Origin of the sequence: Kitasatospora sp. SC0581 (assembly GCF_048159585.1) — a bacterium.
Lineage (GTDB): Bacteria > Actinomycetota > Actinomycetes > Streptomycetales > Streptomycetaceae > Kitasatospora.
This window is the reverse complement of sequence record NZ_JBLRWA010000132.1, coordinates 1-463: the sequence shown is the minus strand read 5'-3', so window position 1 is coordinate 463 and position 463 is coordinate 1. Positions and strand designations below refer to the sequence as shown.

Here is a 463-nt window from a genome sequence, read left to right as displayed (position 1 = left end):
TATCATGAATCTTACCAATATCTGCTGGCGACAATGTAAAACCAATATCTGGTATCTCTATAACTTTCTTTAATCCAAAACTCTTTAATAACTTAGTCGTTATTGCTTCACGACTCATAAATAAGTCCACTTTTTTCAATACTTTTTTAACAATCCACTTATCAATAATGTAATTTAGTGGCCCAACACTTTGTGGGAAACAAATTACTGTTTTTTTCATTTTTTTTGCTAGGTAAATATGGAAAAGAGAATTTAGTAATCCAATTCCTAATGGTCCTCTTCTAGAGGAATAAAGATAACCTCCACCTACACTTATTACTGTATCAGCCATATTATAATAACTTAATTGATTATTATTTTTATTAGATAAAAAGCTTGTAAAAAAGCTTTTAGTTCCCCTTATATACCTTTTTATGCTAGAGTTATCTTTTGAAAGATCCCAAACTGCAGGTACAGATTCAAC

Annotated in this window: 1 protein-coding gene; it reads right to left on the bottom strand. The window is 29.6% G+C overall.

What is annotated here, in order from left to right; translation table 11 throughout:
• Positions 1 to 463, bottom strand: a 463-nt coding sequence (locus ACLWS4_RS37440; RefSeq protein WP_416876491.1) for a polysaccharide pyruvyl transferase family protein, incomplete at both ends; no start/stop codon positions are given.